The organism is Arenimonas maotaiensis (assembly GCF_014638745.1).
In the GTDB taxonomy this organism is placed as follows: domain Bacteria; phylum Pseudomonadota; class Gammaproteobacteria; order Xanthomonadales; family Xanthomonadaceae; genus Arenimonas; species Arenimonas maotaiensis.
In genome coordinates this window covers 139,133-165,465 of sequence record NZ_BMFO01000004.1, presented here as the reverse complement: position 1 = coordinate 165,465, position 26,333 = coordinate 139,133, and the positions used below count along the sequence as shown (strand labels likewise).

General features: G+C 66.0%; 28 protein-coding genes. 10 read left to right on the top strand and 18 right to left on the bottom strand.

Going from position 1 to position 26,333, the window contains the following annotated elements:
- The first annotated feature begins 10 nt into the window (after window positions 1–10).
- Both ygfZ and IEV56_RS09645 read left to right on the top strand, forming a co-directional pair.
- Window positions 11–844, top strand: a complete 834-nt coding sequence (gene ygfZ, locus IEV56_RS09650) for a CAF17-like 4Fe-4S cluster assembly/insertion protein YgfZ (protein WP_188450151.1) — start codon at window positions 11–13, stop codon at window positions 842–844.
- 37 nt (window positions 845–881) lie between these two features.
- Entirely contained in the window at window positions 882–1,754 is an 873-nt protein-coding gene (locus tag IEV56_RS09645) for a phosphate/phosphite/phosphonate ABC transporter substrate-binding protein (protein ID WP_188450150.1), read from the top strand.
- 3 nt (window positions 1,755–1,757) lie between these two features.
- On the opposite strand, the gene IEV56_RS09640 is transcribed toward IEV56_RS09645, so the two are convergent.
- The gene (locus tag IEV56_RS09640; RefSeq protein WP_188450149.1) at window positions 1,758–4,022 is read right to left on the bottom strand and encodes a thiamine pyrophosphate-dependent enzyme; all 2,265 of its coding nucleotides are present in this window, start codon (window positions 4,020–4,022) and stop codon (window positions 1,758–1,760) included.
- Between the two features lie 22 nt (window positions 4,023–4,044).
- Entirely contained in the window at window positions 4,045–5,208 is a 1,164-nt protein-coding gene (locus IEV56_RS09635; RefSeq protein WP_188450148.1) for an acyl-CoA dehydrogenase family protein, read from the bottom strand.
- Between the two features lie 102 nt (window positions 5,209–5,310).
- Between IEV56_RS09635 and IEV56_RS09630 the strand changes: the two genes are divergently transcribed.
- Both IEV56_RS09630 and IEV56_RS09625 read left to right on the top strand, forming a co-directional pair.
- The gene (locus IEV56_RS09630) at window positions 5,311–5,526 is read left to right on the top strand and encodes a DUF6116 family protein (RefSeq protein WP_188450147.1); all 216 of its coding nucleotides are present in this window, start codon (window positions 5,311–5,313) and stop codon (window positions 5,524–5,526) included.
- Complete coding sequence (locus IEV56_RS09625; protein ID WP_188450146.1) at window positions 5,513–6,280, top strand: TatD family hydrolase; 768 nt, start codon at window positions 5,513–5,515, stop codon at window positions 6,278–6,280. Before IEV56_RS09630 ends, IEV56_RS09625 begins: the two co-directional genes overlap by 14 nt.
- Here the strand turns inward: IEV56_RS09625 and IEV56_RS09620 are convergent.
- The gene (locus tag IEV56_RS09620; RefSeq protein WP_188450145.1) at window positions 6,260–7,051 is read right to left on the bottom strand and encodes a tRNA threonylcarbamoyladenosine dehydratase; all 792 of its coding nucleotides are present in this window, start codon (window positions 7,049–7,051) and stop codon (window positions 6,260–6,262) included. The two genes, IEV56_RS09625 and IEV56_RS09620, sit on opposite strands and share 21 nt — an antisense overlap.
- A 66-nt stretch (window positions 7,052–7,117) precedes the next feature.
- Between IEV56_RS09620 and IEV56_RS09615 the strand changes: the two genes are divergently transcribed.
- From IEV56_RS09615 to IEV56_RS09605, 3 genes are read left to right on the top strand one after another with little or no spacing between them, the layout of a single operon-like run.
- Window positions 7,118–7,516, top strand: a complete 399-nt coding sequence (locus IEV56_RS09615) for a hypothetical protein (protein WP_188450144.1) — start codon at window positions 7,118–7,120, stop codon at window positions 7,514–7,516.
- Window positions 7,513–8,010 (top strand): DUF456 domain-containing protein, encoded by a 498-nt coding sequence (locus IEV56_RS09610; RefSeq protein ID WP_188450143.1) that lies wholly within the window; start codon window positions 7,513–7,515, stop codon window positions 8,008–8,010. Before IEV56_RS09615 ends, IEV56_RS09610 begins: the two co-directional genes overlap by 4 nt.
- Window positions 8,011–8,032: 22 nt before the next feature.
- Complete coding sequence (locus IEV56_RS09605; protein WP_188450142.1) at window positions 8,033–8,863, top strand: energy transducer TonB; 831 nt, start codon at window positions 8,033–8,035, stop codon at window positions 8,861–8,863.
- Window positions 8,864–8,896: 33 nt separating this feature from the next.
- Here IEV56_RS09605 and IEV56_RS09600 read toward each other — a convergent pair whose 3' ends face one another.
- The 14 genes from IEV56_RS09600 to IEV56_RS09535 form a co-directional block, all read right to left on the bottom strand.
- Complete coding sequence (locus tag IEV56_RS09600; RefSeq protein ID WP_188450141.1) at window positions 8,897–9,529, bottom strand: glutathione S-transferase family protein; 633 nt, start codon at window positions 9,527–9,529, stop codon at window positions 8,897–8,899.
- A gap of 12 nt (window positions 9,530–9,541) precedes the next feature.
- Entirely contained in the window at window positions 9,542–10,768 is a 1,227-nt protein-coding gene (locus IEV56_RS09595) for a pyridoxal phosphate-dependent aminotransferase (protein ID WP_188450140.1), read from the bottom strand.
- 3 nt (window positions 10,769–10,771) lie between these two features.
- Window positions 10,772–12,286, bottom strand: coding sequence for a fumarate hydratase (locus IEV56_RS09590; protein WP_188450139.1), 1,515 nt, complete (start codon window positions 12,284–12,286; stop codon window positions 10,772–10,774).
- A 63-nt stretch (window positions 12,287–12,349) separates the two neighbouring features.
- Window positions 12,350–13,231, bottom strand: a complete 882-nt coding sequence (galU, locus tag IEV56_RS09585) for a UTP--glucose-1-phosphate uridylyltransferase GalU (RefSeq protein ID WP_188450138.1) — start codon at window positions 13,229–13,231, stop codon at window positions 12,350–12,352.
- Between the two features lie 37 nt (window positions 13,232–13,268).
- Window positions 13,269–14,441: a lipopolysaccharide assembly protein LapB gene (lapB, locus tag IEV56_RS09580; RefSeq protein WP_229730243.1), complete on the bottom strand. Its 1,173-nt coding sequence runs from the start codon at window positions 14,439–14,441 to the stop codon at window positions 13,269–13,271.
- Window positions 14,438–14,692 carry a lipopolysaccharide assembly protein LapA domain-containing protein gene (locus IEV56_RS09575; RefSeq protein WP_188450137.1) on the bottom strand — a complete coding sequence of 85 codons (255 nt, stop codon included), beginning with the start codon at window positions 14,690–14,692 and terminating at the stop codon, window positions 14,438–14,440. Before IEV56_RS09575 ends, lapB begins: the two co-directional genes overlap by 4 nt.
- A gap of 50 nt (window positions 14,693–14,742) precedes the next feature.
- Window positions 14,743–15,045, bottom strand: coding sequence for an integration host factor subunit beta (locus tag IEV56_RS09570; RefSeq protein ID WP_188450136.1), 303 nt, complete (start codon window positions 15,043–15,045; stop codon window positions 14,743–14,745).
- A 56-nt stretch (window positions 15,046–15,101) separates the two neighbouring features.
- Entirely contained in the window at window positions 15,102–16,781 is a 1,680-nt protein-coding gene (gene rpsA / locus IEV56_RS09565) for a 30S ribosomal protein S1 (RefSeq protein WP_188450135.1), read from the bottom strand.
- Between the two features lie 125 nt (window positions 16,782–16,906).
- The gene (gene cmk, locus IEV56_RS09560; RefSeq protein ID WP_188450134.1) at window positions 16,907–17,593 is read right to left on the bottom strand and encodes a (d)CMP kinase; all 687 of its coding nucleotides are present in this window, start codon (window positions 17,591–17,593) and stop codon (window positions 16,907–16,909) included.
- 17 nt (window positions 17,594–17,610) lie between these two features.
- On the bottom strand, window positions 17,611–18,930 hold the full coding sequence (aroA, locus tag IEV56_RS09555) for a 3-phosphoshikimate 1-carboxyvinyltransferase (protein ID WP_188450133.1): 1,320 nt from the start codon (window positions 18,928–18,930) through the stop codon (window positions 17,611–17,613).
- Window positions 18,912–20,039: a histidinol-phosphate transaminase gene (gene hisC / locus IEV56_RS09550; protein WP_188450132.1), complete on the bottom strand. Its 1,128-nt coding sequence runs from the start codon at window positions 20,037–20,039 to the stop codon at window positions 18,912–18,914. The genes aroA and hisC overlap by 19 nt, the downstream gene beginning before the upstream one ends.
- 2 nt (window positions 20,040–20,041) lie before the next feature.
- Entirely contained in the window at window positions 20,042–21,211 is a 1,170-nt protein-coding gene (gene pheA, locus IEV56_RS09545) for a prephenate dehydratase (protein WP_188450131.1), read from the bottom strand.
- Complete coding sequence (gene serC, locus IEV56_RS09540) at window positions 21,204–22,289, bottom strand: 3-phosphoserine/phosphohydroxythreonine transaminase (RefSeq protein WP_188450130.1); 1,086 nt, start codon at window positions 22,287–22,289, stop codon at window positions 21,204–21,206. The genes pheA and serC overlap by 8 nt, the downstream gene beginning before the upstream one ends.
- Before the next feature lie 85 nt (window positions 22,290–22,374).
- Entirely contained in the window at window positions 22,375–23,178 is an 804-nt protein-coding gene (locus IEV56_RS09535) for an FHA domain-containing protein (RefSeq protein WP_188450129.1), read from the bottom strand.
- Between the two features lie 90 nt (window positions 23,179–23,268).
- Between IEV56_RS09535 and IEV56_RS09530 the strand changes: the two genes are divergently transcribed.
- Window positions 23,269–23,544, top strand: coding sequence for a polyhydroxyalkanoic acid system family protein (locus tag IEV56_RS09530; protein ID WP_188450128.1), 276 nt, complete (start codon window positions 23,269–23,271; stop codon window positions 23,542–23,544).
- On the opposite strand, the gene IEV56_RS09525 is transcribed toward IEV56_RS09530, so the two are convergent.
- On the bottom strand, window positions 23,537–24,259 hold the full coding sequence (locus tag IEV56_RS09525) for a DUF8198 family protein (RefSeq protein ID WP_188450127.1): 723 nt from the start codon (window positions 24,257–24,259) through the stop codon (window positions 23,537–23,539). The genes IEV56_RS09530 and IEV56_RS09525 overlap by 8 nt on opposite strands.
- A gap of 75 nt (window positions 24,260–24,334) precedes the next feature.
- On the opposite strand from IEV56_RS09525, the gene IEV56_RS09520 reads away from it, so the two are divergent.
- Entirely contained in the window at window positions 24,335–25,561 is a 1,227-nt protein-coding gene (locus IEV56_RS09520) for a patatin-like phospholipase family protein (protein ID WP_188450126.1), read from the top strand.
- A 115-nt stretch (window positions 25,562–25,676) separates the two neighbouring features.
- Complete coding sequence (locus IEV56_RS09515; protein ID WP_188450125.1) at window positions 25,677–26,282, top strand: phasin family protein; 606 nt, start codon at window positions 25,677–25,679, stop codon at window positions 26,280–26,282.
- Window positions 26,283–26,333 lie beyond the last annotated feature (51 nt).

The window sequence follows — 26,333 nt, the reverse complement described above, 5'->3', positions numbered from 1 at the left end:
CAAGTTAAATTTGCGTCCCGCACGGGAGTTCGCCCTGCCCGGCCATGCCGTGATCGGCGTCGACGGCCTTGATGCGCCTGTATTTTTGCAGTCGCAATGCATGAACGACGTGAACGCGCTGACGCCCGGCGCCTGGCAATACAACGGCTGGCTCAATCCACAAGGCCGCGTTCTGGCCCTGTTCTACCTCGCCAGGCTGGCTTCGGGCGCGTATCTGATGATCCTGCCGGCCGGCGATCCGGCGGCCTTGATCGACAGCTTGCGGCGCTTCGTGTTCCGCGCCAAAGTACGCCTGCAGCATATCGAGGAATGGCACGTCTGCGGCGAAATTGCCGGAGACGGCACAGCGCGGCCCGATGTGCTGAGCGAGGACGCCGACCGCCACCACCTAAATATTCCCGGCCAACGCTGGCAGCGGACGCTGCACGTTTCAACCCGGCGTTTCGCGCCCGACGCCGACGCGGCCGAGGTCTGGCACGCCTTGGACATGGCCATCGGCTGGCCGTGGCTGCATGCCGAGCAACTCGGCCGCTGGACGCCGCAGATGCTGGGTCTGCAGCGCCTATCCGCGTTCAGCCTGAAAAAAGGCTGCTATCCGGGCCAGGAAATCGTCGCGCGCACGCATTATCTCGGCAAGAGCAAACGCGATCTGTTTACGGTGCGCGGAACGGGCCTGCGGGCCGGGCAGCTGTTGCATGCAGGTGCGCAGGAAGCCGGCACGGTGGTCGATGCCGCTGCCGGCGGCGACTGGGGCGTGGCGGTTCTGCCGGCGCCGATGGAAGCCGCTGCGGAACTGTCGAATCAGGCCGGCCGGGTCGACGTCGTGGCGATTGAAATATGCTAGGCTTTGGTTTTGTGACGTCCCGTTACGGAGCCCCAGCATGTTGCGTAAAGCCCTGATCCTCGCCGGATTATCCGCGCTCAGCCTGAGCGCATCGGCCGCCAATTACACGGTCACCGTCGAGCCCAACTATCCCGCCAGCCAGGCGCAGGAAATCTACAAGCCGCTGATGGCCTACCTCGGCCGCGCCACCGGACACACGTTCACGCTGAAGACCGCCAACAACTACCATGGCTACTGGCGCGACATCCTGGCCAACGCGCCGGTCGATTTCTCGTTCGAGGAAGCCCATTTCGCCGACTTCCGCGCGCAGCGCCAAGGTTTCATACCGCTGGTGCGCGTCGCCGAACCGACCCAGTTCTCGCTGCTGGTGAGCCCGGAAAACACCGCCGGCGGCACGCAGGGCCTGATGGCCGGCACCATCATCAGCATGCCGTCGCCGAGTCTGGGCTATCTGTTCCTGGGCGAGTTGTATCCCAATCCGATCGCCCAGCCGGAAATCGCGTCCTCGGCTCAGACCCTGAAAGATGGCGTCGACGCGGTGTTCGCGCAGGAAGCCATGGCCGCCATGGTGCCGATCTACATCGCACAGCAATATCCGAACCTGGAATCGGTGCACCTGTCGCGCAGCCTGCCGGGCCGATCCTTCAGCGCCTCGGGCAAAGTGCCGGCCACTGTCCGCACCGCGGTGACCGACGCCATGCTGAAACTGCACGAGAACCCGAACCTGATCGACGTGTTGACCGAAATCGGCACTACGCAGTTCGTCAAGACCTCGGCCGCGGAAATCGCCGGCAACGAACGCATGCTGCGCCGAGTGTTCGGTTATCCGAAAACGACGCCGAAACCGGCCGCCGCGCCGGCACCGGCGGCAAGCGCGAAACCGGCGGCCGCGGCCGCCGTCAAGAAATAAGCCTTACACCAGCTCGATGGCGGCGCTGACGATGTCGGCGTCGGCCGGGATGACCGCGAAGGCGGCGCCCGCCAACGGCGTGTAGGTATCGGCGCCGACCACGCGGCGCAAGGGCTTGGCGCCGTGGCCGGACTCGACGATGGCGGTGATCACGCCCTCGCCCACGCCGGCGCTGCGGCGGCCTTCATCGACCACCAGAATGCGTTTGCATTCACCGGCATGCTTGGCGATGGCGTCCGCGTTCAGCGGCTGCAACCAGCGCAGGTCGACCACGCGCACCTTCCAGTTCAACGTCTGCTCGATCTGGCGGGCGGCGCGCAGGCTCATCGGCACGCCGTTGCCGAAGGTGAACACCACGACATCGCTGTTCTCCGGGAAATACACGCGCTCTGCGCCGATTTCCATCGCCTCCGACGGTTCCGGATAGGCCGTCTGCCACAGGCCGTCGCCGGCTTCGTACAGGTCCTTGGTCATGTACAGCGCGATCGGCTCCAGATAGGCGCAGACCCGGCCGTCGACCTTGGCCAGCGCCATCATCGAGCGCAGCATGGTCACCGCGTCGTCGCCGCGCGACGGGCAACCGACCAGCAAGCCGGGGATGTCGCGCAGGGCGGTGATCGAGTTGTCGTTGTGGAAGTGGCCGCCGAAGCCGCGCTGGTAGCCGAGCGAGGCCACGCGCATCACCATCGGATTGCGGTATTGGCCGTTGCTGAAGAACTGTAGCGAGCAGGCTTCGCCCCGGATCTGGTCGCAGGCGTTGTGAAAGTAGGCCAAATACTGGATTTCCGGCAACGGCAGCATGCCGAGGTTGGCGAAGCCCTGGGCCAGACCGAGGATCATGGTCTCGTCGAGCAGCGTGTTGAACACGCGGGCGCCCTTGAACGCCTTCTGCAGCCCCTTGGTCACGGTGTATACGCCGCCCTTCTGGGCCACGTCCTCGCCGAACAGCAGGCTCTCTGGGTATTTGCAGAACAGATCGTGCAACGCGTTGTTGATCTGGATCGCCAGATGGCGCGGCGGCTGCTTCTCCGGCAGTTTCTGCTCGGAACCGAACACCGCCAGGCGGCGCTCGGCGTAATCGGCGCGGCGGGCCTCGGCGCGCACGGCGTCCGGGGTGTACGGCGCCAGCGGCGCGATGACCTCTTCCAGCGTCTCCAGCTTCGGACGCTTATCGGCCTCCTCGGCGGCGGCGAAGCACTTGGCGCGGGTGGCCTCGTACAGATCGAGCACCGCCTGCTTGGACATCCAACCCGACTGCAGGGCGATTTCGGCCGAACGCAGCAGCGGATCGGTGGCTTCGACCGCCATCAGCTCCTCGAAGCTGCGCCATTCGATCTCGAAGTCGGTACCGGCGTGGCCCATGATGCGCGTGGTGCGCAAATGCAGGAAAGTCGGCCGGCGGGTACGGCGACAATGCTCCACCGCGGCTTGCACCTGGCCGTAGCCTTCGGCGATGTCGAGGCCGTCGGCATAGAAGTAATCCAGGCCGTCGCGGTGGCGGAAGGCGTTGTTGACCCAACCGGTCGGCGTCTTCACCGAAATGCCGATGCCGTTGTCCTCGCACACGTACAGTACCGGCGCCGGCAGCTTCTGGTAAGCCGTCCACTGCGCGGTGTTGAACGCGGTCTGGGCGCTGGCGTGGTTGCTGGAGGCGTCGCCGAACGAGCAGATCACGATCGAGTCGTCGGGGATCGGCGAGGCGTGGCCGATGCGCTTGGCCTGCTCGACGGCGATGGCGGTGCCGAGCGCCTTCGGCAGGTGCGAGGCGATGGTCGAGGTCTGCGGCAGCACCCACAGCGGCTTGCTGCCCCAGACTTTGTGGCGGCCGCCGGAAATCGGGTCTTCCTTGCTGGCGGCGAAGCTCAGCGCGGAGTCCATGATCGGATCCATGCCCGGCAGTTTGCGGAAGCGCTCGGCCATGAAGCCGCCGCTGCGGTAGTGCAGGAAGGCCGGATCGGTGTGGCGGGTCAGGCGCGCCACCATGGCATTGCCCTCGTGGCCGCTGGAGCCGATGGTGTAGAACACCTTCTGCTGCACACGCAGCACGCGCGCCATCAGATCGAGATGGCGTGAGATCAGCTGCGAGCGGAACAGCTCGTCGAAGTCGCGGGCGCTGCAGGCGCTGCCGTCGAGGATGGGCTCGTCGGGCGTCGGCTTGGGCAGGACGTCGCCCTGCCAGTTACGCACGAATTCGATGAAGTTGTCGTCGCAGACCTTGGCCCGGTTGACGTCCTTGTGGCGGGCCGGAATCGGCGTGACAGCGCTCATGTGCGGTACCTGTGTGGTTCGGTCAGAATGCGTTGATGCCGGTCAGTTCGCGGCCGACCACCAGCTGGTGCACGGTTTCGGTGCCCTCGTAGGTGATGACCGATTCCAGGTTCAGCGCATGGCGGATCGGGCAGTATTCGGTGGTGATGCCGGCGCCGCCGAGGATGTCGCGCGCTTCACGGGCGATGTCGATGGCCATGCGGCAGTTGTTCCACTTGGCCAGCGAGACCTGGGTCGGCTGCATGTTGCCGGCGTCCTTCAGGCGGCCGAGCTGCAGGCTGAGCAGCTGCGCCAAGGTGATGCGGCGGGCCATGTCGGCCAACTTGACCTGGATGGCCTGGTTGGCGGCCAGCGGGCGGCCGAACAGGATGCGGTCTTTGGTGTAGTTCACCACTTCGGTCAAACAGGCCTGGGCGGCGCCGATCGGGCCCCAAGTGATGCCATAACGGGCCTGGGTCAGGCAGCCGAGCGGACCTTTCAGGCCCTTCACGTTCGGCAGGCGCTGGCTGTCGGGGATGCGCACGTTGTCGAAGAACAGGCCGGAAGTGACCGAGGCGCGCAGGCTCATCTTGTGCTTGATCTCCTGGGCCACGAAGCCCGGGGTGCCTTTCTCGACGATGAAGCCCTGGATGCCTTCATCGGTCATCGCCCAGACGATGGCGATGTCGGCCAGATTGCCGTTGGTGATCCACATCTTGGCGCCGTTGATGACCCAGTCGCCGCCGTCCTTCTTGGCGTGGGTCTTCATGTTGGCCGGATCGGAGCCGCCGTGCGGTTCGGTCAGGCCGAAGCAGCCGATGATCTCGCCGCGGGCCATGCCCGGCAGGTATTTACGGCGCTGCTCTTCCGAACCGTAGGCGTAAATCGGGTACATGCACAGCGAGCTCTGAACCGAGACGAAGCTGCGGATGCCGGAATCGCCGCGCTCCAGCTCCTGGCAGATCAGGCCGTAGCTGACGCCGTTCAGGCCGGCGCAACCGTATTCTTCCGGCAAAGAGGAGCCCAGCAGACCCATGGCCGCGATTTCCGGCACCAGCTCCTTCGGGAAACGGCCTTGGTCGAACGCCTCGCCGATGATCGGAATGACCTTCTCGTCGGTGAAGCGCGCCACCGCGTCCTGGATCATGCGCTCTTCTTCCGAGAGCAGCGAGCGGATGTCGTACAAATCGTTCGGGTTCAGGGCCATACGGGGTTCCTCTGCGGGTTCAGCCCATCATTCTAACCGAAATCCCGCGGCCGAATTGTGCCAAAATGGCGAAAGCATTCCTGCCCTCGCGGAGCCCCGGCCATGATCAAGTTACTGGTTACCCGCTTTCTGGCCTACGCCGCCAAACTGCGTTTTCCCACCCTGTTCAAACTGACCGCGATCCTGTTCGCGCTGAACCTGCTGGTGCCCGATTTCATCCCGTTCATCGACGAGATCCTGCTGGGTCTGGGCACGGCGCTGCTGGCCAGCTGGAAAGCGCGCCGGAACCCGGACACGCCGGACGATGCGGCTGGTTGACAGCCACTGCCACCTGGATGTGGCCGACTTCACCGATGACCTGCCGCAGGTGTTGGCTCGCGGCCGCGAGGCCGGCATATCGGCGTTCGCGGTGCCGGCCATCGCGTTCGCCGGCTGGCCGGGATTGGCCGCGCTGGCGACCGCCGAGCCGGACATCAAGCCGGCCTACGGCCTGCATCCGATGTTCATCGCCGAACACACCCAGACCCATCTCGACGCCCTGCCCGATTGGCTGGCCCGTCCGGAGTGCGTGGCGGTCGGCGAATGCGGTCTGGATTTCTTCGTGCCGGGGCTGGACGTGGCGCATCAGGAGCGGGTGTTCATCGAACACATCCGCCAGGCCAAAGCTTTCGGCAAACCGTTGATCATGCACGCCCGCAAGGCCACCGAGCGGGTCATCCAGCTGCTGCGGCGGCATGGCCCGGTCTCGGGCGTGGTGCATTCGTATTCCGGCAGTCTGGAGCAGGCACGGCAACTGGCTGACATGGGCTTCCTGCTCGGCATCGGCGGCCCCATCACCTACCCGCGCAGCACCCGCTTACAAGCCATCGTGCGGGAACTCCCGCTCGCGCATCTATTACTGGAAACCGACGCGCCGGACCAGCCGATGTGCGGCGAACAAGGCCAGCGCAACGAACCAGCCAAACTGGCGAAGGTGTTGCAGGCAGTGGCCATGCTACGCGGACGGCCGCCGGCCGACATCGCCGAGGCGACCACCGCCAATGCCGAACGCCTATTTGGCTTTGCGGCTTAGCAGCAGCTCCACGGCCTTGGCCGCGGCCGCGAACGCGAACGCGCCGGTCACGTGCGTGGCGGCGCCCAGGCCATCACCGCAATCGAGCTTGAAGCCGCCCTCGGGGTCGATGGCCGGGCGGATGCCGCAGACCGAACCGTCCGGTTGCGGGTACTGCACGTTCTCCAGCGAATACACCGCCGGCACGCTGAAATAGCGGTTCTTGTTCTTCGGGAAATTGAATTCGGTGCGCAGCTTGCGGCGGATCAGGGCCAACAGCGCGTCGTGCTCGGTCTTGGCCAGATCGCGGATGCGGATCTGGGTCGGGTCAGTGCGGCCGCCGGCGGCGCCGACCACCACCAGCTTCTGCTTGCGGCGCCGGCACCAGACGATCAGTTCGACCTTGACCCGGAAGCTGTCGCAGGCGTCGATGACCAGATCGAACGGGCGATCCAGCAGCTTGGCCATATTCACGGGTGTGACGAACGACGCCACCGCCTCGACCTGCATGGCCGGATTGATGGCCAGGCAACGCTCACGCATGACGTCGACCTTGTTGCGGCCGAAGAAGCCGTCCATCGCGTGCGACTGCCGGTTGCTGTTGGAGACGCAGATGTCGTCGGCGTCGAGCAGGGTCAGGTGGCCGACGCCCGAGCGCGCCAAGGCCTCGACCAGCCAGGAGCCGACGCCACCGATGCCGATCACCGCGACCCGGCACTGCGCCAAACGGGCGAGCGCGCCCTTGCCGTACAGGCGCTCGACGCCCGCGAAGCGTTCCAGGGTAGTTTCCATGCCGCTATTGTAAGCCCTGCCCCGGTCTTTTAACATGAAGGCCTGCCCCCCAACGGACGCCACGCCATGCGCTTTCTGATCGCCCTACTGGTCGGCCTGTTGGCCGGCGCCCTGCTCACCTCGATACTGATGCGCAGCCTGGCCGCGGGCAGCGCGTATCCGAAAGGCGTGATGGCGGTGCAGGCCGCGCATTTCAGCGCCTTGAACACATTGGCCAAGGACAACCGCTGCAGCGCCGCGGAAATCCAGAAAGACCTGTTGCCGATGCGTATCCTGGCCGCCGACGTCGAACCGGCCTTCAAGACCCTGGCCGAGCAGGACCCGCAGTTCGTGCGCTATGCCGCCGACCTGCGCCGCGTGCTCGACCTGCAGCTGGCCAAAGGCATCGACAACTGCGCCGACCTGAACACCGGCCTGAGCTCGGTCAAGCAGGCCTGCGAGAACTGCCACCGGGATTACCAATGAGCGGCGTCGACACCCAGCTGGTGCTGTATGTCCTGTCGGGGCTGATGATTCTGTTCGGCCTGCTCGGCACCGTGCTGCCGATGCTGCCGGGCGTGCCGTTGGCCTTCCTGGGCATGCTGTTGGCGGCCTGGGTCGGCGGTTTCCGCGAAATCTCGGTATTCACCGTGGTCGTGCTGGGCGTGCTCACCGCAGCGTCCCTCGCCGTCGACTTGCTGGCCAGCGCTTGGGGCGCCAAACGCGCGGGCGCCAGCAAAACCGCCATGCTCGGGGCCGGCTTGGGCGGCGTGGTCGGCGTGATGCTGTTTAACCTGCCCGGTCTGATCATCGGCCCGTTCATCGGTGCGATGACGGTAGAGCTGGCCAAAGGCAAGCCGCTGAAGCAGGCCGGCAAGATCGGCGTCGCCACCTGGGTCGGCATGACGGTGGGCATGGTGCTGAACATCGGTCTGGCGTTCGCCATGCTCGGCATCTTCCTGTTCGCGCTCTGGTTCTGACGCGCCGCGTCCGGAATTCCATATGCTTCCGATTCTGCTGACCAGCCTGCTGGTCGCCAACCAGAGCCCGCCCGTGTTACCGGCGCCGCCCGCACCGCTGCCGGCGATGCAGGCGCTGGATGGCAGCGGCAGCGGCCGTTTTGAAATCCGCGACGGCGCCGGCAGCGAAAGCTGGCTCGGAGAGCGCTTTAAGGAAGCGACGTGGCGGCAGGACAACATGCTGCGCGGATTGAACGGCCGCAGCCCGCGCACGCAGGAGAAGTACCTGAGCAGCCCGGACTACGCGACTGTCAAGCAGAACCTATCCATGCTGGGGCGCTGGAAAGTGGGCGATGCCACGCATGCCTGGGTATTCGATGCGCCGAATCCGGAGGGCGGCATGAGCACCCGGGCGCTCGAACTGGAAGATCTGTCCGGCCCCGACGGCTACCATGTGCGCGCCACCGTGCATTGCTACGATCTGCCGGAGACCTGCGCCGTTTTCCAGGCAAAACAACAGAATCTGCTCGCGCCGAAACCGGCGGCGGCCGCCGGCGATCTGGCGCTTCGGCAGTGGCGTAACCGGGTATACGCCGAAACCTGCACCACACGGCAGACCGACATGGCCCACCCGCGCTACCCGATGGATGCCCTGCGCGAAGGCAAAGGCGGCACGGTGATCGTCGGCCTGTTGTTCAACACCTGCGGCAATGTGCGCGACGCGTGGTTGCTGCAGAGCGCCGGTCACCGCAGCCTTGACCGGGCCGTGCTCCGCAAAGCGCTGGAATGGCAACTCGACATGACCGCGATGCCGCAGGACGGCAGGCAAAAGCGCATCGCGAAAGTGCCGGTGCGATTCGAAGTCCAGAATTAAGCATTCCCAGCCAAGCCTCGACTCGACCGGGGCTCACGCCCACTCGCTCAAGCCTTCCGATTCGTACAGCGCCTTCCAGCTCGGACGAGCCTTCATCAGGTCGGCGAGGCGCGCCAGATTCGGGTAATCCAGCGCGGTCTTCGGCATGTTGCGCGACCAGCGCATCAGCATCACCAGCATGAAATCGGCCGCGCACGGCGCATCGCCCAGCAGATAAGGGCCGTTCTTGCCCAAATGCGCGTCCAGATTGGCGAACACGCCATGGATGCGCGCTTCGGCGGTGGCCTTGCCGGCTTCGGCATAGGCTTCGCCGGCGGCCTCCTGCGGATACCACCACAGGCGGAACGGCGGCTGCAGGCTGTTGGCCAGATGGAACATCCATTGCAGGAATTCGGCGCGGCGGGCGCTGCCGGGCGCCGGAATCAGACCGGCCTCGGGCTTGGCCTCGGCCAGCAGCACCGCCATCGCGGCGGCTTCGCACATCGGTTTGCCGTCGACCAACAACGTGGGCACCACGCCGCTCGGATTCAGCGCCAGGTATTCCGGGGTCTTGTGTTCGCGGGCGGCGATGTCGAGCTTGACCAGCGTGTGCGGCAGCTCGAGATCGATCAACAGCCAATGCACCGCCAGACTGGCGGCGCCGGGAGCGTAATACAGGGTGTACATAGGCGGACTCCTTCAGGTGCCGTGGCGGGCGCGGTAATCGGCGAGGAAGCGTTCGATGCGGTCGAGCGCCTCGGTCATTTCGTCGGTGTTGGGCAGGAACACCACGCGCACGTGATCGGGCTTCGGCCAGTTGAAGCCGGTGCCCTGCACCAACAGCACCTTCTCACGCTCCAGCAGTTCGGTGATGAACGCCTGGTCGTCGGCGATCGGATACACCGCCGGATCGAATTTCGGGAACAGGTACAGCGCGCCTTTCGGCTTCACGCAGCTGACGCCGGGGATCGCGGTCAGACGCTGCCAGGCCAGGTCGCGCTGGCGCGCCAACCGGCCGTCGGCGGCCACCAGGCGCTCGATGCTCTGGGTGCCGCCGAGCGCGGTCTGGATGGCGTACTGCGCCGGCACGTTGGCGCACAGGCGCATCGAGGTCACGATGTTCAGGCCGTCGATGTAATCCTTGGCGTGCGCGCGCGGACCGCTCAGGATCATCCAGCCGGCGCGGTAGCCGCAGGCCCGGTAGTTCTTCGACAGGCCGCCGAAGCTGATGCAGAACACGTCGTCGGCCAACGAGGCCATGGCGGTATGGCTTTCGCCGTCGAACAGGGTCTTGTCGTAGATCTCGTCGGCGAACACGATCAGCTGGTGCTCGCGCGCGATCCGCAGCAGCGCCTTCAGCATCGGCTCGGGATATACCGCGCCGGTCGGATTGTTCGGGTTGATCACCACCAGCGCCTTGGTGGCGGGCGTGATCTTGGCGCGCAGGTCGTCCAGATCCGGCTGCCAATCGGCCGATTCGTCGCACAGGTAATGCACCGGACGGCCGCCGGACAGCGACACCGCCGCGGTCCACAGCGGATAATCCGGCGCCGGCACCAGCACCTCGTCGCCGTCGTCGAGCAGCGCGTTCATCGCCAGCAGGATCAGCTCCGAGACGCCGTTGCCGATGTAGATGTCCTCCATGCCGACGCCGCGGATGCCGCGTTCCTGCGCGTAGTTCATCACCGCCTTGCGCGCCGAATAGATGCCCTTGGAATCGCTGTAGCCGCCGGCGCGCGGCAGGTTGCCGATGACGTCGCGCACGATGTCGTCGGGCGGATCGAAGCCGAACACCGCCAGGTTGCCGATGTTGAGCTTGATGATGCGGTGGCCGTCCTCTTCCAGCTGGCGGGCGCGTTCCAGCGCCGGACCGCGGATCTCGTAGCAGACCTCGTCGAGCTTGCGGGATTTCTTCAGGATCTTCATGGGCTACTCGAGCACCACCGGAATCTTGCCGATGCGCGCCTGCCACTGCTTCGGACCGGTCTCGTGCACCGATTCGCCGCGGGCGTCGACCGCGACGGTGACCGGCATGTCCTTCACGGTGAATTCGTAGATGGCTTCCATGCCCAGGTCCTCGAAGCCGACCACCTTCGCGGCCTTGATCGCCTTCGACACCAGATAGGCGGCGCCGCCGACGGCCATCAGATACACCGATTTGTGCTTCTTGATGGCCTCGATGGCGGCCGGTCCGCGCTCGGACTTGCCGATCATGCCGATCATCCCGGTCTGCGCCAGCACCTGTTCGGTGAACTTGTCCATGCGCGTGGCCGTGGTCGGGCCGGCCGGACCGACCACTTCGTCGCGCACCGGATCGACCGGACCGACGTAGTAGATCATCTTGCCGCGGAAATCGACCGGCAGCGGCTCGCCGCGGTTCAGCATCTCCACCATGCGCTTGTGCGCGGCGTCGCGGCCGGTATACATCTTGCCGCTCAGCAGCAGGGTCTCGCCCGGCTTCCAGGTCGCGGTCTCGGCCGGCGTCAGGGTGTCGAGGTCGACCGGGCGCGACTGCTTGAACTCCAGCGCCAGCTTCGGCCAATGCACCAGCGACGGCGGTTCCAGGCTGACCGGACCGCTGCCGTCGAGGGTGAAGTGCGCGTGCCGGGTGGCGGCGCAGTTGGGAATCAGCGCCACCGGCAGGTTGGCGGCGTGGGTCGGGAAATCCTTGACCTTGACGTCGAGCACGGTGGTCAGGCCGCCCAGTCCCTGCGCGCCGATGCCGAGCGCGTTGACCTTCTCGTACAGTTCCAGACGCAGCTCCTCGGCGCGGTTGGAGGCGCCGCGCGCCTTCAGATCGTTGATGTCGATCGGCTCCATCAGCGCTTCCTTGGCGAGCAGCATGGCCTTCTCGGCGGTGCCGCCGATGCCGATGCCGAGCATGCCCGGCGGGCACCAGCCGGCGCCCATGGTCGGCACGGTCTTGATCACCCAGTCGACGATCGAGTCGGACGGATTGAGCATGGCGAACTTCGATTTGGCCTCGGAGCCGCCGCCCTTGGCCGCGACGATGACGTCGACCGTGGCGCCCGGCACCACTTTCATGCTGACCACCGCCGGAGTGTTGTCCTTGGTGTTGATGCGCTTGCCGGCCGGATCGGCCAGCACCGAGGCGCGCAGCTTGTTGTCCGGGTGGTTGTAGGCGCGGCGCACGCCTTCGTTGACCATGTCCTCGACCGACATCCTGGCGTCCCAGCGCACGTCCATGCCGATCTCCAGGAACACGGTGACGATGCCGGTATCCTGGCACAGCGGCCGGTGGCCCTCGGCGCTCATGCGCGAGTTGATCAGGATCTGCGCCATCGCGTCCTTGGCCGCGGGCGACTCCTCGCGCTCGTAGGCGGCGGCGAGGTTGGTGATGTAATCGACCGGGTGATAGTACGAGATGTACTGCAGCGCGTCGGCGATGCTTTCGATGAAATCGGCTTGTTTGATGACGGCCATGGCGTTCTCCTTGGTCCGTCATTATAAACCGCGCCGGGGCGCGGTTCATGGCGTCAGTTCAGGTTATCGGGCGGCCAACGCGGCCTGCATGTAGGCCCGGGCCTCGTCGGCCAGGTCATCGTGGTCGAGCGCGTACTGGATGGTGGCCTCGATCAGCCCGATGCGGGTGCCGCAGTCGAAACGGCGGCCCTCGAACTGATAGGCCAGCACGCGTTGCCGTTCCAACAGCGTGGCGATGGCGTCGGTCAGCTGGATCTCGCCGCCGGCGCCGGAGCGCGTGGTCTCCAGGATCGGGAAGATGTCGCCGCTGAGCACGTAGCGGCCGACCACCGCCAGATCGCTGGGCGCGGCTTCCGGCTTGGGCTTCTCGACGATCCGGCGGATCTCGCCGAAGCGTCCGGTGAAATCCGGCGCGGCCACGATGCCGTAGCTGGAGGTCTGCTCGCGCGGCACCTGCTGCACCGAGACCACGCTGGCGTTCTGTTGGCCGGCCAGGTCGACCATCTGGCCGAGCGCACCGCGGCCCTTGCTCCAGATCAGGTCGTCCGGCAACAGCACCGCAAAGGGCTCGTCGCCGACCACCGGCCGGGCGCACAGCACGGCATGACCCAGGCCAAGCGCCTCGGCCTGGGTCACGAATACGCAACGCACGTGCTTGGGCAGCACGTCGCGGATCATCGCCAGCAACTCGGACTTACCAGCTTTCTCCAGCTTCTGCTCGAGTTCGTAGGCTTTGTCGAAGTAATCGGCCACCGCGTGCTTGTAGCGGTTGGTGACGAACACCAACGTGTCGATGCCGGCCTCGATGGCCTCATCGACCGCGTACTGGATCAGCGGCCGGTCGACCACCGGCAGCATCTCCTTCGGCACGGTCTTGGTGGCCGGCAGGAAACGGGTACCCAGTCCGGCGACCGGAAACACGGCTTTTTTCACGCGGAATGCCATAAATCGTCCTTGGTTTATGCGGTTTGGTGCGTTGGATTCATGAGCCGAGCAGGTTCAGCAGCGGCTTCACGCTGCCCCAGTGCTTGCAGCTGGGACACTGCCAGTGATGCGCGCGGGCGCCGAAACCGCAATTGCCGCAGCGGTAATTGGCGGAGCGCACCAGCAGCTGGTCGGTGATCTGCTTGAGCGTGCGCAAGGTCTCGTTGGCGTCGCCGACCGGCTGCGCCACCGCCTTTTCCAGCAATGCCGCCTCGCCGCGCACCGACGGCCGCTGCAACAGCTGCCGGGCCAGGAATTCCTGGGCCGCGGCCGGGCCGTCGTCACGCTCGATCAGTTCGGTCAGCGCCAGCAGCGGGGTCACGCCGGCGTAGCGCTCGATCACCTCCTGCAGGAAGCCGCGCGCGCGCAGCAGCTCGCCGCGGCGCTCGTAGCATTCCATCAGTTGCGGCAGCACCTCCGGCAGGAAATCGACGTCGTGCCGGGCCACGCGCTCGAAGGCGCGGATGGCGGCGGTGTCGTTGCCTTCCAAGAGGTCCAGCCGGCCCTCGATCATGCCGGCGCGCACGCACTGCGAATCGGCCGAATACGCCAACGCGATCTGGTCGCGGGCGGCCTTCGGGTTGCCGTCGTGCAGGTGCTTCTCGGCCATCTCGCAGTAATAATGCGCGACGCTCTCGCCCATCGGCTCGCCGGAGATCTGCTCGTACTTCAGCGCGTGCGCGATGGCCTGCGGCCAGTCGCGTTCGGCCTGATAGATGGATATCAGCTGCTGCAGCGCTTTCGGCGCGTGCACGCCCATCTGCACCAGGTCGTTGAACAGGGTTTCGGCGCGGTCCAGCAGGCCGGCGCGCATATAGTCCTCGCCGAGCTCGAGCGCGGCGCGGGTCTTCTGCTCCTCGCTCAGCCCGGTACGCGCGACCAGGTTCTGGTGCAGGCGGATGGCGCGGTCGACCTCGCCGCGCCGGCGGAACAGGTGGCCGAGCGCGAATTGGGTCTCGACCGTGTCCTTGTCGACTTCGGCGATCTGCAGGAAGATCTCCAGCGCCTTGTCCTGCTGCTCGTTGAGCAGGTAGTTCAGGCCACGGAAATAGGTGTTGGACAGGCGCGAAATCTTGGCGCCGCCCTTGATTTCGCCGCCGCGGCGGCCGAGCAGCCAACCGATGGCGACGGCGGCCGGAATGAGCAGCAGCCAGGCGGCATGGGTCATCATGGGGCGTCGTCTCCGTCTACCGTGCCGCGTTTCGGTGCGTTTTCAGCTCGGCGGTTGAGCAGCAGGCCGATGCTGGCCAAGGCGCCGCCGACCACCGCGCCGGCGAGCACGCACAAAAGCAGCACCAGGCCGAGATGGGCCTGGATGCGGGTGAAGAACAGATCGATGTCGACCGTCTGCCGGTTCAACGCGCCGATCAACAGGCCGGCTACGGCGAACAGCAGGGCGATGAGGGCTTTGAGGACGCGCATTTCCGTCTCCGATCCGATGCCTACAGCTTAACCGAAAAGACGGAACGGAATCAGGAGTGCGGCTGGATTTCGGTGACGTTGTTGACGCGGTCGCGCAGTTCCTTGCCCGGCTTGAAATGCGGCACGTGTTTGCCGCTGAGCTGGACCGCTTCGCCGGTCTTGGGGTTGCGCCCGGTGCGTGCCGGACGGTAATGCAGGGAGAAGCTGCCGAAGCCGCGGATTTCGATCCGCTTGCCGTCGGCCAGCGACGAGCTCATCATTTCCAGGATGGTCTTGACCGCGAGGTCGACGTCATCGGCTTTCAGCTGCGGTTGCTGCTTGGACAGGAATTCAATGAGTTCGGATTTGGTCATGTCGGGATACCCGGTAAAGTCCGGTCCGGCGCGAGGCCGGACCGGATGGTGCTGGATTACTCGCCTTTACCCATCTGTTCGCGCAGCAGCGCGCCCAGCTTGGTGGTGCCGCTGGAGGCGTCGGCCTTGTTGACCTCGGCCAGGGTCTCGGCCAGTTCGGCCTCGTCCTTGGCGCGGATCGACAGCTGCATGACGCGGCCCTTGCGGTCGTTGCCGATGTACTTGGCTTCGACCACGTCGCCCACCTTCAGGTACTGGGTGGCGTCCTCGACGCGCTCCTTGGCGATGTCGTTGGCCTTGATGTAGCCTTCGATGCCGCCTTCGAGCTCGACCACGGCGCCCTTGGCGTCGACTTCCTTGACGGTGGCCTTGACGATGGCGCCTTTCTGGGTGTTCGCGGCGAACTGGCCCATCGGATCCTGTTCCAGCTGTTTGACGCCCAGCGAGATGCGCTCGCGTTCCGGATCCACGGCCAGCACGACGGCTTCCAAGGTGTCGCCCTTCTTCAGGTTGCGCACGGCTTCTTCGCCGGTCGAGTTCCAGGAGATGTCGGACAGGTGGATCAGGCCGTCGATGCCGCCGTCCAGGCCGATGAACACGCCGAAATCGGTGATCGATTTGATCTGGCCGGAGACCTTGTCGCCCTTCTTGTGGATGGCGGCGAAGGCTTCCCACGGATTGGACACGCACTGCTTGATGCCCAGCGAGATGCGGCGGCGTTCGGCGTCGACGTCGAGCACCATGACTTCGACTTCGTCGCCCAGCTGCACGACCTTGCTCGGGTTGACGTTCTTGTTGGTCCAGTCCATTTCCGACACGTGCACCAGGCCTTCCACGCCCGGTTCGATTTCCACGAACGCGCCGTAATCGGTGACGTTGGAGACCTTGCCGAAGCAACGGGTGTTGGCCGGGTAACGGCGGGCGATGTTTTCCCACGGATCTTCGCCCAGCTGCTTGAGGCCCAGCGAGACGCGGTTGCGTTCGCGGTCGTACTTCAGCACTCGGACCTGCAGTTCGTCGCCGACGTTGACCACTTCGGACGGATGGCGCACGCGCTTCCAGGCCATGTCGGTGATGTGCAGCAGGCCGTCCACGCCGCCGAGGTCGACGAACGCGCCGTAATCTGTCAGGTTCTTGACCACGCCGGTGATGATGGTGCCTTCGGTCAGGCGCTCCAGCATCTGCTCGCGCTCGACGCTGTTTTCGCTCTCGACCACGGCGCGGCGGGAGACCACCACGTTATTGCGCTTGCGGTCGAGCTTGATGATCTTGAATTCCAGCTCTTTGCCTTCCAGGTAGCCCGGGTCGCGCACGGGGCGCACGTCCACCAGGGAACCCGGCAGGAAGGCGCGCACTTCGCGGATGTCGACGGTGAAGCCGCCCTTGACCTTGCCGCTGATGCGGCCGGTGACGATTTCGCCGGCGTCCATGACGGTTTCCAGCTCGTCCCAGACCAGGGCTTTCTTGGCTTTGTCGCGGGACAGCACGGTTTCGCCGAAGCCGTTTTCGACCGCTTCCAGCGCCACCTTGACGATGTCGCCGACGGCGACTTCGATTTCGCCTTCTTCGTTGCGGAACTGATTGATGTCGATGACGCCTTCCGATTTCAGGCCGACGTTGACGACGACCACGTCGGCGCGGATTTCTTCCACGGTGCCGGTGACGATGGCGCCGGATTTCAGGTTGTTCAGGGATGTTTGGCTTTGCTCAAACAGTTCGGCAAATGATTCAGTCATGATGTTTTCTCGAGTTGATGATCAGGCGACCCGCGAAGGGGTGCCCACCTGTTGTGTGCGGAATGCACGTGGATGAACCCTGCGAAGCCGCAGGGACCGGGGCCTATCGCGGAAAGCGCGGCCGCTCAGCGGCGGAAGCGCGGCGGCAGGGCGGAAAGCACCTGGCCGATCACCGCGTCGATGGGCATCGAGGTCGAATCGATGACGATGGCGTCATCGGCCGGCTTCAAGGGCGCCACCGCACGGTTGGCGTCCCGTTCGTCGCGGGCCACGATTTCATGCAATAGGGCGTCGAGTTTAACAGAAACCCCTTTTTCCATCAACTGTTTATACCGCCTCTGAGCACGTTCCAGCGGGCTGGCGGTCAGGAAGAACTTGTAGGGCGCATCGGGAAAGATCACCGTACCCATATCGCGGCCGTCGGCCACCAGCCCCGGCGGTTGCCGGAAACCCCGTTGCAGGGCGACCAAGGCCTGGCGGACCAAGGGCTGGGCGGCCAAGGCCGACGCCATCGAGCCGGCCAATTCCGAGCGGATTTCGGCCGTCGCCTCTTTTTCATTCACGAAAATCTTAGGTTCTTCATGCTGTTGCGTGACGAACTTGATGTCGGTTCGAGCTGCGCAGGCCGCCAGATTTTCCGGCTCATCCAAGCCGATACCCTCCCACGAGGCCGCAATGCCGACCGCCCGGTACAGGGCGCCGGAGTCTAGATAGCCCCAGCCCAAGGCCTGCGCCACCAGACGGCTGACCGTGCCTTTGCCGGCGCCGGCCGGGCCATCGATGGTGACAACGGGGACGGCATGTTCGCTCATTCAGGCTCCAGTGGGGTTCAGGCAGGGTCCAAGCGCATGCCGGCGGCATGGGCCAGCGCGATGAACCCGGGAAACGAGGTGGCCACATTAGCGCAATCGCGGATGCGCGTCACGCCTTGCGCGCATTGCGCCGCCACCGCAAAGCTCATCGCCAAGCGGTGGTCGCCCAAGCTGTCGATGTCGGCGGCCTGCAGCGGACCGCCGGTGATTTCGACGGCATCCGCCGATTCCGTAACCGCCGCGCCCATGGCGCGCAGGCCGCGGGCCATGCCGCCGAGCCGGTCCGACTCCTTGACCCGCAGTTCGGCAAGCCCCGTGGCGCGCGTGCGGCCTTCGGCCAGCGCCGCCGCGATGAAGAAGATCGGGCATTCATCGATCATGTCCGGCACCAACGCGTCCGGCAGGTCGATGCCGTGCAGGCGCGAGCTGCGCGCGCAGATGTCGGCCACCGGCTCGCCGTTCTGCAGGCGCTCGTTTTCGAAACGCAGGTCGGCGCCCATCAGACACAGGGCCTGGAACAGACCGGTCCGGCGCGGATTGACGCCGACGTCGGTGACGGTGACATCCGAACCGGGCACCAGCAGCGCCGCCACCAAGGGGAACGCCGCCGATGAGGGATCGCCGGGGATGCGGAAGGTTTGCGCGGACAGCCGGCCGCCGCCACGCACCGCCACCCTGCCCGGCCCGTACTCGATCGGCCAGCCGGCCGCCTTGAGCATGGCTTCGGTGTAATCGCGGGTCGGTCGCGGCTCGGTGATCACGGTTTCGCCCTCGGCGTACAACGCCGCGAAGATCAGCGCCGATTTGACCTGCGCGCTGGCCACCGCGGTGTCGATGGCCTGGCCGTGCAGGCGCTGCCCACCCCGGATGCGCAGCGGCGCGAACTCGCCGTCGCGGGCTTCGATGCGGGCACCCATGCGTTCCAGCAGGCGGATCACACGTGCCATCGGCCGCTTGGACAGCGATTCGTCGCCGACCAGCAGGCTATCGAAGGCCTGCGCGCCGAGCAGACCGGCGAGCAGGCGCATGCCGGTGCCGGCATTGCCGCAATCGAGCGGTTCGGGGTTTGGCTTCAGGCCGTGCAGGCCGACGCCATGCACGATGCGCGTCTGCGGATTCGGGGTGTCGATGCGCACGCCGAGCTGGCCGAAGATGCGCGCGGTGGCGCGGGTGTCCTCGCCTTCCAGAAAGCCCTCGATGCGGCTTTCGCCCTCGGCCAAGGCCGCCAGCATGATGGCGCGGTGCGAAATGGATTTGTCGCCGGGCACCTGCAACACGCCCTGCAGCCCGTGCGAAGGACCGGCCGACCAATCGAGCGTCACGCCAGCACCTCGCATAGCGCGGCCAGCAGGCGGTCGTTCTCGGCCGGCGTGGCCACGGTGACCCGGAGGTACTGGCGGAGTCCATAGCCGGCCATCGGCCGCAGGATCACGCCGCGCGCGAACAACGCCTGCTCGATGGCGGCGGTGTCGGGGCCGAAACGCACCAGCAGGAAATTGGTCTGCGACGGCAACACCGTCAAGCCCAGACCGGCTAGGCCCTCGGCCAGACGGGCGCGTTCGGCGGCGTTGCCGCGCCGCACCGACTCCAGATGCGCGGCATCGGCCAAGGCCGCTTCGGCCGCAGCCAAGGCCATCGCATTCAGATTGAAGGATTCGCGTACCGGTTCCATGGCGCGCACCACCGAAGCGTCGGCGACCAGATAACCGGCGCGCAGGCCGGCCAAACCGTAAGCTTTGGAGAACGTGCGCGCCACCACCAGATTCGGGAAGCGCGCGCGCAAGGCCATGGCCGATTGCAAGGCTGGATCGGTGACATATTCGATATACGCCTCGTCGGCCACCACCAGAACATCGGGCGGAACCTGCGCCATGAACGCGGCCAACGCCTCGGTGCCGAACCAGGTGCCGGTGGGGTTGTTCGGGTTGGCGAAGAACACCAGCTTGGTGGCCGGGGTGATGGCCGCGGCCAAAGCGTCCAGATCATGGCCGAGCGGCATGTCGGCCTGTTCACCGAACGCATCGGCCGATACCAGGCGCGCGCCGGCGGCCTGCGCCGCAATCGGATATACCGCGAAGCAGTAGCGGCTGACCACGATGCCCTCGCCGGGAGCGCTGAACACCTGCGCCAACTGCATCAACAGCTCGTGCGAGCCGTTGCCGAGCAGGATCTGGTCTTCTCTCACGCCGTGCAGACGCGCGATGGCGGTCTTCAGCGCCTTACCGGCCGGATCGGGATAGCGGTGGAGCTCCGGCAACACGGACTGCACGACGGCACTCACCGCCGGACTCGGGCCATAGGCGTTTTCGTTCGAACCCAGTTCGAGCAGACCGCCGTGACCGGCGAAACGCAGACGCAACGCCGGAATGTCGTGTCCGGGATCGTAGGCGGTCAGCGCGCGGATGGCCGGCGTCGCGCGCGCGCGGAAGTCGTACGCTTCCGCCATGGTTACAGCAGCGCCACCGGATAGGAACCGAGCACCACCACGTCGGAGGCGTACTCGCCCAGTTCGGACATGGCCTGGGCGACGTTGCCTTCCTCGACATGGCCGCTGACGTCGATGAAGAACACGTACTGCCAGCGACCGCTGTGCGCCGGCCGCGACTCGATGCGGTTCATGCTGACGCCGTGACGGGCGAACGGGCTGAGCACGTTGTACAGTGCGCCGGGTTGGTCGCGCACGAACACCAGCAGCGAGGTGCGGTCGTGCCCGGACGGCGAGAAGAACTCGCGGCCGATGACCAGGAAGCGCGTGGTATTGTCCTGCCGGTCCTCGATCGGGCCGGCGACCACCTTCAGGCCGTACACCTGGCCGGCGGTTTCGCCGGCGATGGCGGCGCAGTCGTCGGCCACGCGCGCGCGGCGCGCGGCTTCCGCGTTGCTGGACACCGGCACCTTCTCGGCGTGCGGCAGGTTGGCGCGCAACCAAGCCTTGCATTGCGCCAGCGACTGCGGATGCGAGTACACGCGCTCGATGTCCTCCAGCCGGCCGGTGCGCGACAGCAGATGCTGGTGCACGCGCAGTTCGACTTCGCCGCAGATCTTGAGCCTGGAGGTCAGGAACATGTCGAGCGTGGACTGGATGGTGCCCTGCCCCGAGTTCTCGACCGGCACCACGCCGAAGTCGGCGTTGCCGCTTTCGATCTCCTGGAACACTTCCTCGATGCTCGCCAGCGGCAAAGCCTGCGCGGAATGGCCGAAATGCTTGTGCAGCGCCTGCTGCGAGAACGTGCCTTCCGGGCCGAGGAAGCCGACTTTCAGCGGCTCCTGCTGGGCCAGACAGGCCGACATGATTTCGCGGAACAGGCGCAGCAGCACCTCGTCGCTGAGCGGCCCTTGGTTGCGGTCGAGCACACGACGCAAAATCTGCGATTCGCGCTCGGGACGGTAATACTCGACCGCGGCCTTGAGCTCGCCTTTGGCCTTGCGCACTTTCGCGGCCCAATGCGCGCGTTGGGTGATCAGCTCCTGGATCCTGCGGTCGATGCCGTCGATCTCGGCGCGTACTTCCTGCAGCCGGCCGGTATCGCCTGCGGCCGCATTCGGCGCGCGCTTGGCGGTCTTGGGCACGGCCTTGCCGGCGGCTTTCTTGGCCGGACGCTTGCGCTTATCAACCATGCCGCACCGCGAAATCGCGCATGAAATCGGCCAACGCCTGCACACCGGCCAACGGCATGGCGTTGTAGATCGAGGCGCGCATGCCGCCCAAGGCGCGGTGGCCCTTCAGGCCCATCAGGCCGGCGGCTTCGGTTTCGGCCAGGAACGTCTTGTCGAGCGCCTCGTCGTGCAGGGTGAACGGCACGTTCATGGTGGAACGCGCGGCCGGGTCGACCGGATTGCGGTAGAAGCCGCCGGAGCCGTCGATGGTCGAATACAGCAGGGCCGCCTTCTCGGCGTTGCGGCGGGCGAAGACCTCGACTCCGCCCTCGTCCCTCATCCACTGCAGCACCAGACCGGTCACGTACCAGGGGAAGGTCGGCGGGGTGTTGAACATGGAATCGTTCTTGACCTGGTTCTGCCAATCGAAGATGGGCGGCAGCTCGCGGCCGTGACGGCCGAGCAGGTCCTTGCGGATCACCGCCACGGTGATGCCGGCCGGCCCGATGTTCTTCTGGGCGCCGGCATAGATCATGCCGAAACGGCGGACATCGACCGGGCGGGCCAGGAAATTCGAGGAGAAATCAGCCACCAGCGGCACATCGGTCACGTCGGGAAGGCTGCTGAACTCGACGCCGTGGATGGTTTCGTTGGAGGTGTAATGGAAGTAGGCCGAATCGGCGGCGCGCGTCCAGGCGGCGGCGTCGGGAATCCGGCGATAGGCGTTGTCGGCATCGCTGGCGACCACATGCGTGCGCACCGAGGCTTTGGCGTTCTCCAGGGCCTTCTCGCCCCAATGGCCGGTCAACAGGTATTCGGCGGTCTGGCCGGCGCGGGCCAGATTCATCGCCAACAGCGCAGACACGGTGGTGGCGCCGCCCTGCAGGAACAGCACGGCGTAATCGTCCGGCACGCCCATCAGCTCGCGCAAGTCGGCTTCGGCCTTGGCGGCGCAGGCGATGAACGCCTTGCCGCGGTGGCTGACCTCCATGACCGACGCCCGCTCGCCCTGCCACTCCAGCAACTCGCGCTGGACCTGAAGCAGAACCGGTTCGGGCAACGTGGCCGGACCGGCACTGAAATTGAACGCGCGTGACATACTGAAAACTCCTGGCGGTGAGTTTTCTAGCCTAGCACGCGCGACAATCGCCGCGAAAGCCGGAATCCCGATATTTTTTAATAGTTCAGGGCGAGTACGTTAATAACAGGATCAGCAGGCCCGAGACCGCGACGGCGCTGGCCAACAGCAGCCATTGGGCGCGGGTGAACAGGCGCGGCGGCGCTTCGGGCGGCGCGGGTTGCGCCGTATCCGGCGCCGGTTCCTGCGCGTCCGGCGCATCGGAGAGCGACGGCGCAAGATCCGGTTGCGGCGCTTCCAAGCGGAACCGGTGCTGCTCGATGCCCAGCTGCGAGCCCGGTTGCAGCAGCGCTTCGGTGCAGACCCAGCCATCGACCCGCATCTCCAGCACCGGGCTGAGGTTCTTGACCAGAATGGCATTGCCTTGACGCTGCAGAAGCACGTGGCGCTCGGCCAAGGCCGGGTCGTCGATGCGGATTTCGGACAGCGTCGAGCGGCCCACGCACAGGCTGTTGACCAACGGATAGGCGCGGCCGGTCTCGGCGCCGGACAGCACGCGCAGCACCACGCGACCGGCGAAATTGAGCGGGCGCCCGGCGTCGGTGCGTGCGTCACCCGGTTTCAGGGCGGATTGCAGGCGCAGCGCCAGCGTGCCGAGATGGATGTCGTCGCCGGCGGACAGCAGGGCGGCGGCGGCGATGCGGCGGCCGTTGACATGCACCGGATGGCCGTCCTCGGCGGCGGCCGGTTCCAGCCACAGGGTCTGCGCGTCGGCATGCAACACGGCGTGCACCGGCGCCAGCTGCGGATGCGGCAGATAGATTTCACAGCCCGGATCGGCGCCGATGCGCATCCGTGGCCGGTCGAGTTCGACCGGCGGATGGCCGGCGATGTGGAAAACGTGGTGCATGCGGAAACCTTTTCGGAGAATTTACCACAGGCGTCCTGACAAAGCGGACGTTTCATTGTATTTTCTAGCGATTCCATTGCGAGAAGCGCCATGTCCGCCATCGACCTTACCCGTCCGCACAACCTCCCTCTGGCCGAGGCGAAAACCAAAGTCCAGCACGTGGCCGACCAGATCGCCGCCAAATTCGACGTCGATTGCGCCTGGGACGGCGACATGCTGAATTTCAGCCACTCGGGCGTCGACGGCCACATCACGGTCGACGCCAAATCGGTGCACGTGTTCGCCGAACTCGGCTTCATGCTGTCGATGATGAAAGGACCGATCGAAGACGCGATCGGCCGCTATCTGGACGACGAATTCAGCTGAACGGCGGCGCGAACGGCTCGGCGGCACCGGCCGCCAGACGCCGCGCGATGCAATGCTCCTGCCGATGGATGCGTGCCAAAAACGTCTCGGCGCCGCCCAGATGGTTGAAGGCCGTGAAGCCGCGCTCCAGAAATCCTTGAAGATGCTGCAAGCCGAGCAAGCGCGCCGGCAAGCGCGCGCTGGCCAACAACTTACCGACGCCATGGCGCTTGACCACGGCATCCAGGCGCTGGCCGACTTCGAGCACCAGATCGATCTGCCGCCGGCGCAGGCGCGGCAGGCCGACCGCGCGATAGACCTCGCCATAACGGCGTCCATCCAAGGCCTTCGGCTTCACCCCGGCTTTCAGCAAAGTGCGCGCCATGCGCAAATCGAGGGCATGGCTGAGCACCGAGAGCTCGATGGCATCGACCGCCGCCTGCAACAGGCTTTCCGGCAGGATGCGCGCCATTTTCGGCAGGATGCGCGCGGCTTCCAGGTCGCGCTGCAGGAAATCGGCGTCGCCGTACAGATCGGACAGGAAGAACGCCGCCGCCGGACGCGTCGCCGGATCGGCCAGGAATTCCGCAAAGCTGCTCGCCAGGCGTTCGGCCTGCCAGGCGCGTAGCGCCGACAGGCTGTTCGCCAGCCGCGGATCGTCGCGCTCCAGCCGGTGCGCGTCCTGCTGCCAGCGCAGGCGGCGGGCCAGCCGGGATTGCAAGTCGTTGAGCGCCATGGGCATTCCGGATTGCGTTGGATTGAGCTCATTTTAACCGTACAATGCCGGAGTACCGGTTTACTTGGCCATTCCATGCTCGTACTGCAACGCGCCACCCAACCCGTCCGCAACCAAGGCCGCATCGGATTGGCCATCGCCGGCGGCGGGCCGATCGGCGGCATGTACGAACTCGGCGCCCTGCGCGCGCTGGAGCGCGCCATCGACGGACTCGACCTGACCCGCCTGGACGTCTATGTAGGCGTCAGCTCCGGCGCGTTCCTGGCCGCCGGCCTGGTGAACCGGCTGAGCACGGCCGAGATGTGCCGCATCTTCATCACCGGCGACCACCCGGACATCCGTTTCAAGCCCCGCATGTTCCTCAAGCCCGCGTTCGCCGAATACGGCAAGCGCGCGGCCGCACTGCCTGGCCTGGCCTTCGACTGGTGCAAAAGCCTGATCACCGATCCGGCCGGCGCGCGCATGAACGAGATGATGCCGCGGCTGACCGGCGTGGTGCCGACCGGCCTGTTCGACAACGCCCCGATCGCACGCTTTCTCGAGGGCGTGTTCAGCGGCCCCGGGCGCAGCAACGACTTCCGCGCGCTCGAACGTCCGCTGTACGTGGTGGCGGTCGATCTGGACGCCGGCAAAGCGGTGCGCTTCGGCAGTAAAGGTTGGGACGGCGTGCCGATCTCGCAGGCGGTGCAGGCCAGCTCCGCCCTGCCCGGCCTGTATCCGCCGGTCGACATCAACGGCCACCATTTCGTCGACGGCGCGCTGCGTCGCACCATGCATGCCTCGGTCATACTCGACCACGGCATCGACCTGATGATCGGCTTGAACCCCTTCGTCCCGTTCAACGCCAAGAGCGACGCGACCACGCCGGAACCGAAAACCAAACTGGCCGACGGCGGCCTGCCGATGGTGCTGTCGCAGACCTTCCGCACCTTGCTGCAATCGCGCATGCAGGTCGGTCTGGAGAAGTACGCGCGCCAGTACCCGGAAACCGACCAGCTGGTGCTGGAGCCGAACGAAGACGACGCCGAGATGTTCTTCACCAACGTGTTCAGCTACTCCTCGCGCCACCGCGTCTGCGAACACGCGTTCCAGAGCACCCTGCGCGACCTCAAAAAGAACGCCAAGACCCTGGCGCCGGTACTGGCCAAGCACGGCATGCGCCTGAACAAGACGGTATTGGACGACCCGACCATCACGTTGCTGGACGACATCGGACCGGTTTCGCGCCGAACCGCGACCACCGCGCAGCTCTGGCACGACCTGGACGACATCGAGCACGCCCTGCGCAGCCGGAAAGCCTGACACGGCGCGGCCAGGGCCGCTTTTTTCTGGTGTGTTTGCTCTAGACAAAGCACCGAGACTGGCGTCATTCGGGTGCATCCCGCATTCCGAACCGACAACCACCGAGGACGTCCGCATGGCCACGCTCAAGAAGACCGCCCGCACGAAAACCGCCGCCCGCAAACCGGCCAAGGCCGCCTCGGCCCGCGCCGAGTCTGCTTCGCGCAACCTGCTCGAAACCGCCCAGCAGATATGGGCCGCCGGCGTCGGCGCCTTGGCCCGCGCCCAGGGCGAAGGCACCGACCTGTTCGAAGCCTTGGTCAAGAAGGGCATGAGCCTGGAAACCCAGACCCGCAAACTCGCCACCGGCAAGGTCGGCGTGGTGCGCGATGCGGTCGAAGACCGGGTCGACGATGTGCGCGAAAAGGCCGCCGACACCTGGGACCGCATGGAGAAGGTGTTCGAAGACCGCGTGCAGCGCGCGCTGACCCGTCTGGGCGTGCCGACCCGCGAAGATCTGGGTGCGCTCAGCAAACGCGTGGAGACGCTGACCGCCGAGTTGCGCAAGCAGAACGGCAAACCGGCGGCCGCCAAGCCGAAGACGGCGGCGAAGGCGCCGGCGAAGAAGCCCGTTGCCAAGAAATCGCCGACGAAGGGCGCCAGCGCGCAAGCCAAGGTCGCGAAGAAAGCCGGCAAGGTGGCCCTGCCGAAAGCCGCCACGCCGCACAACCCGAAAGCCTGACCCCCTGCTTCGGTACCCGTGAAAAAGCACCGCATCGCGGTGCTTTTTCGT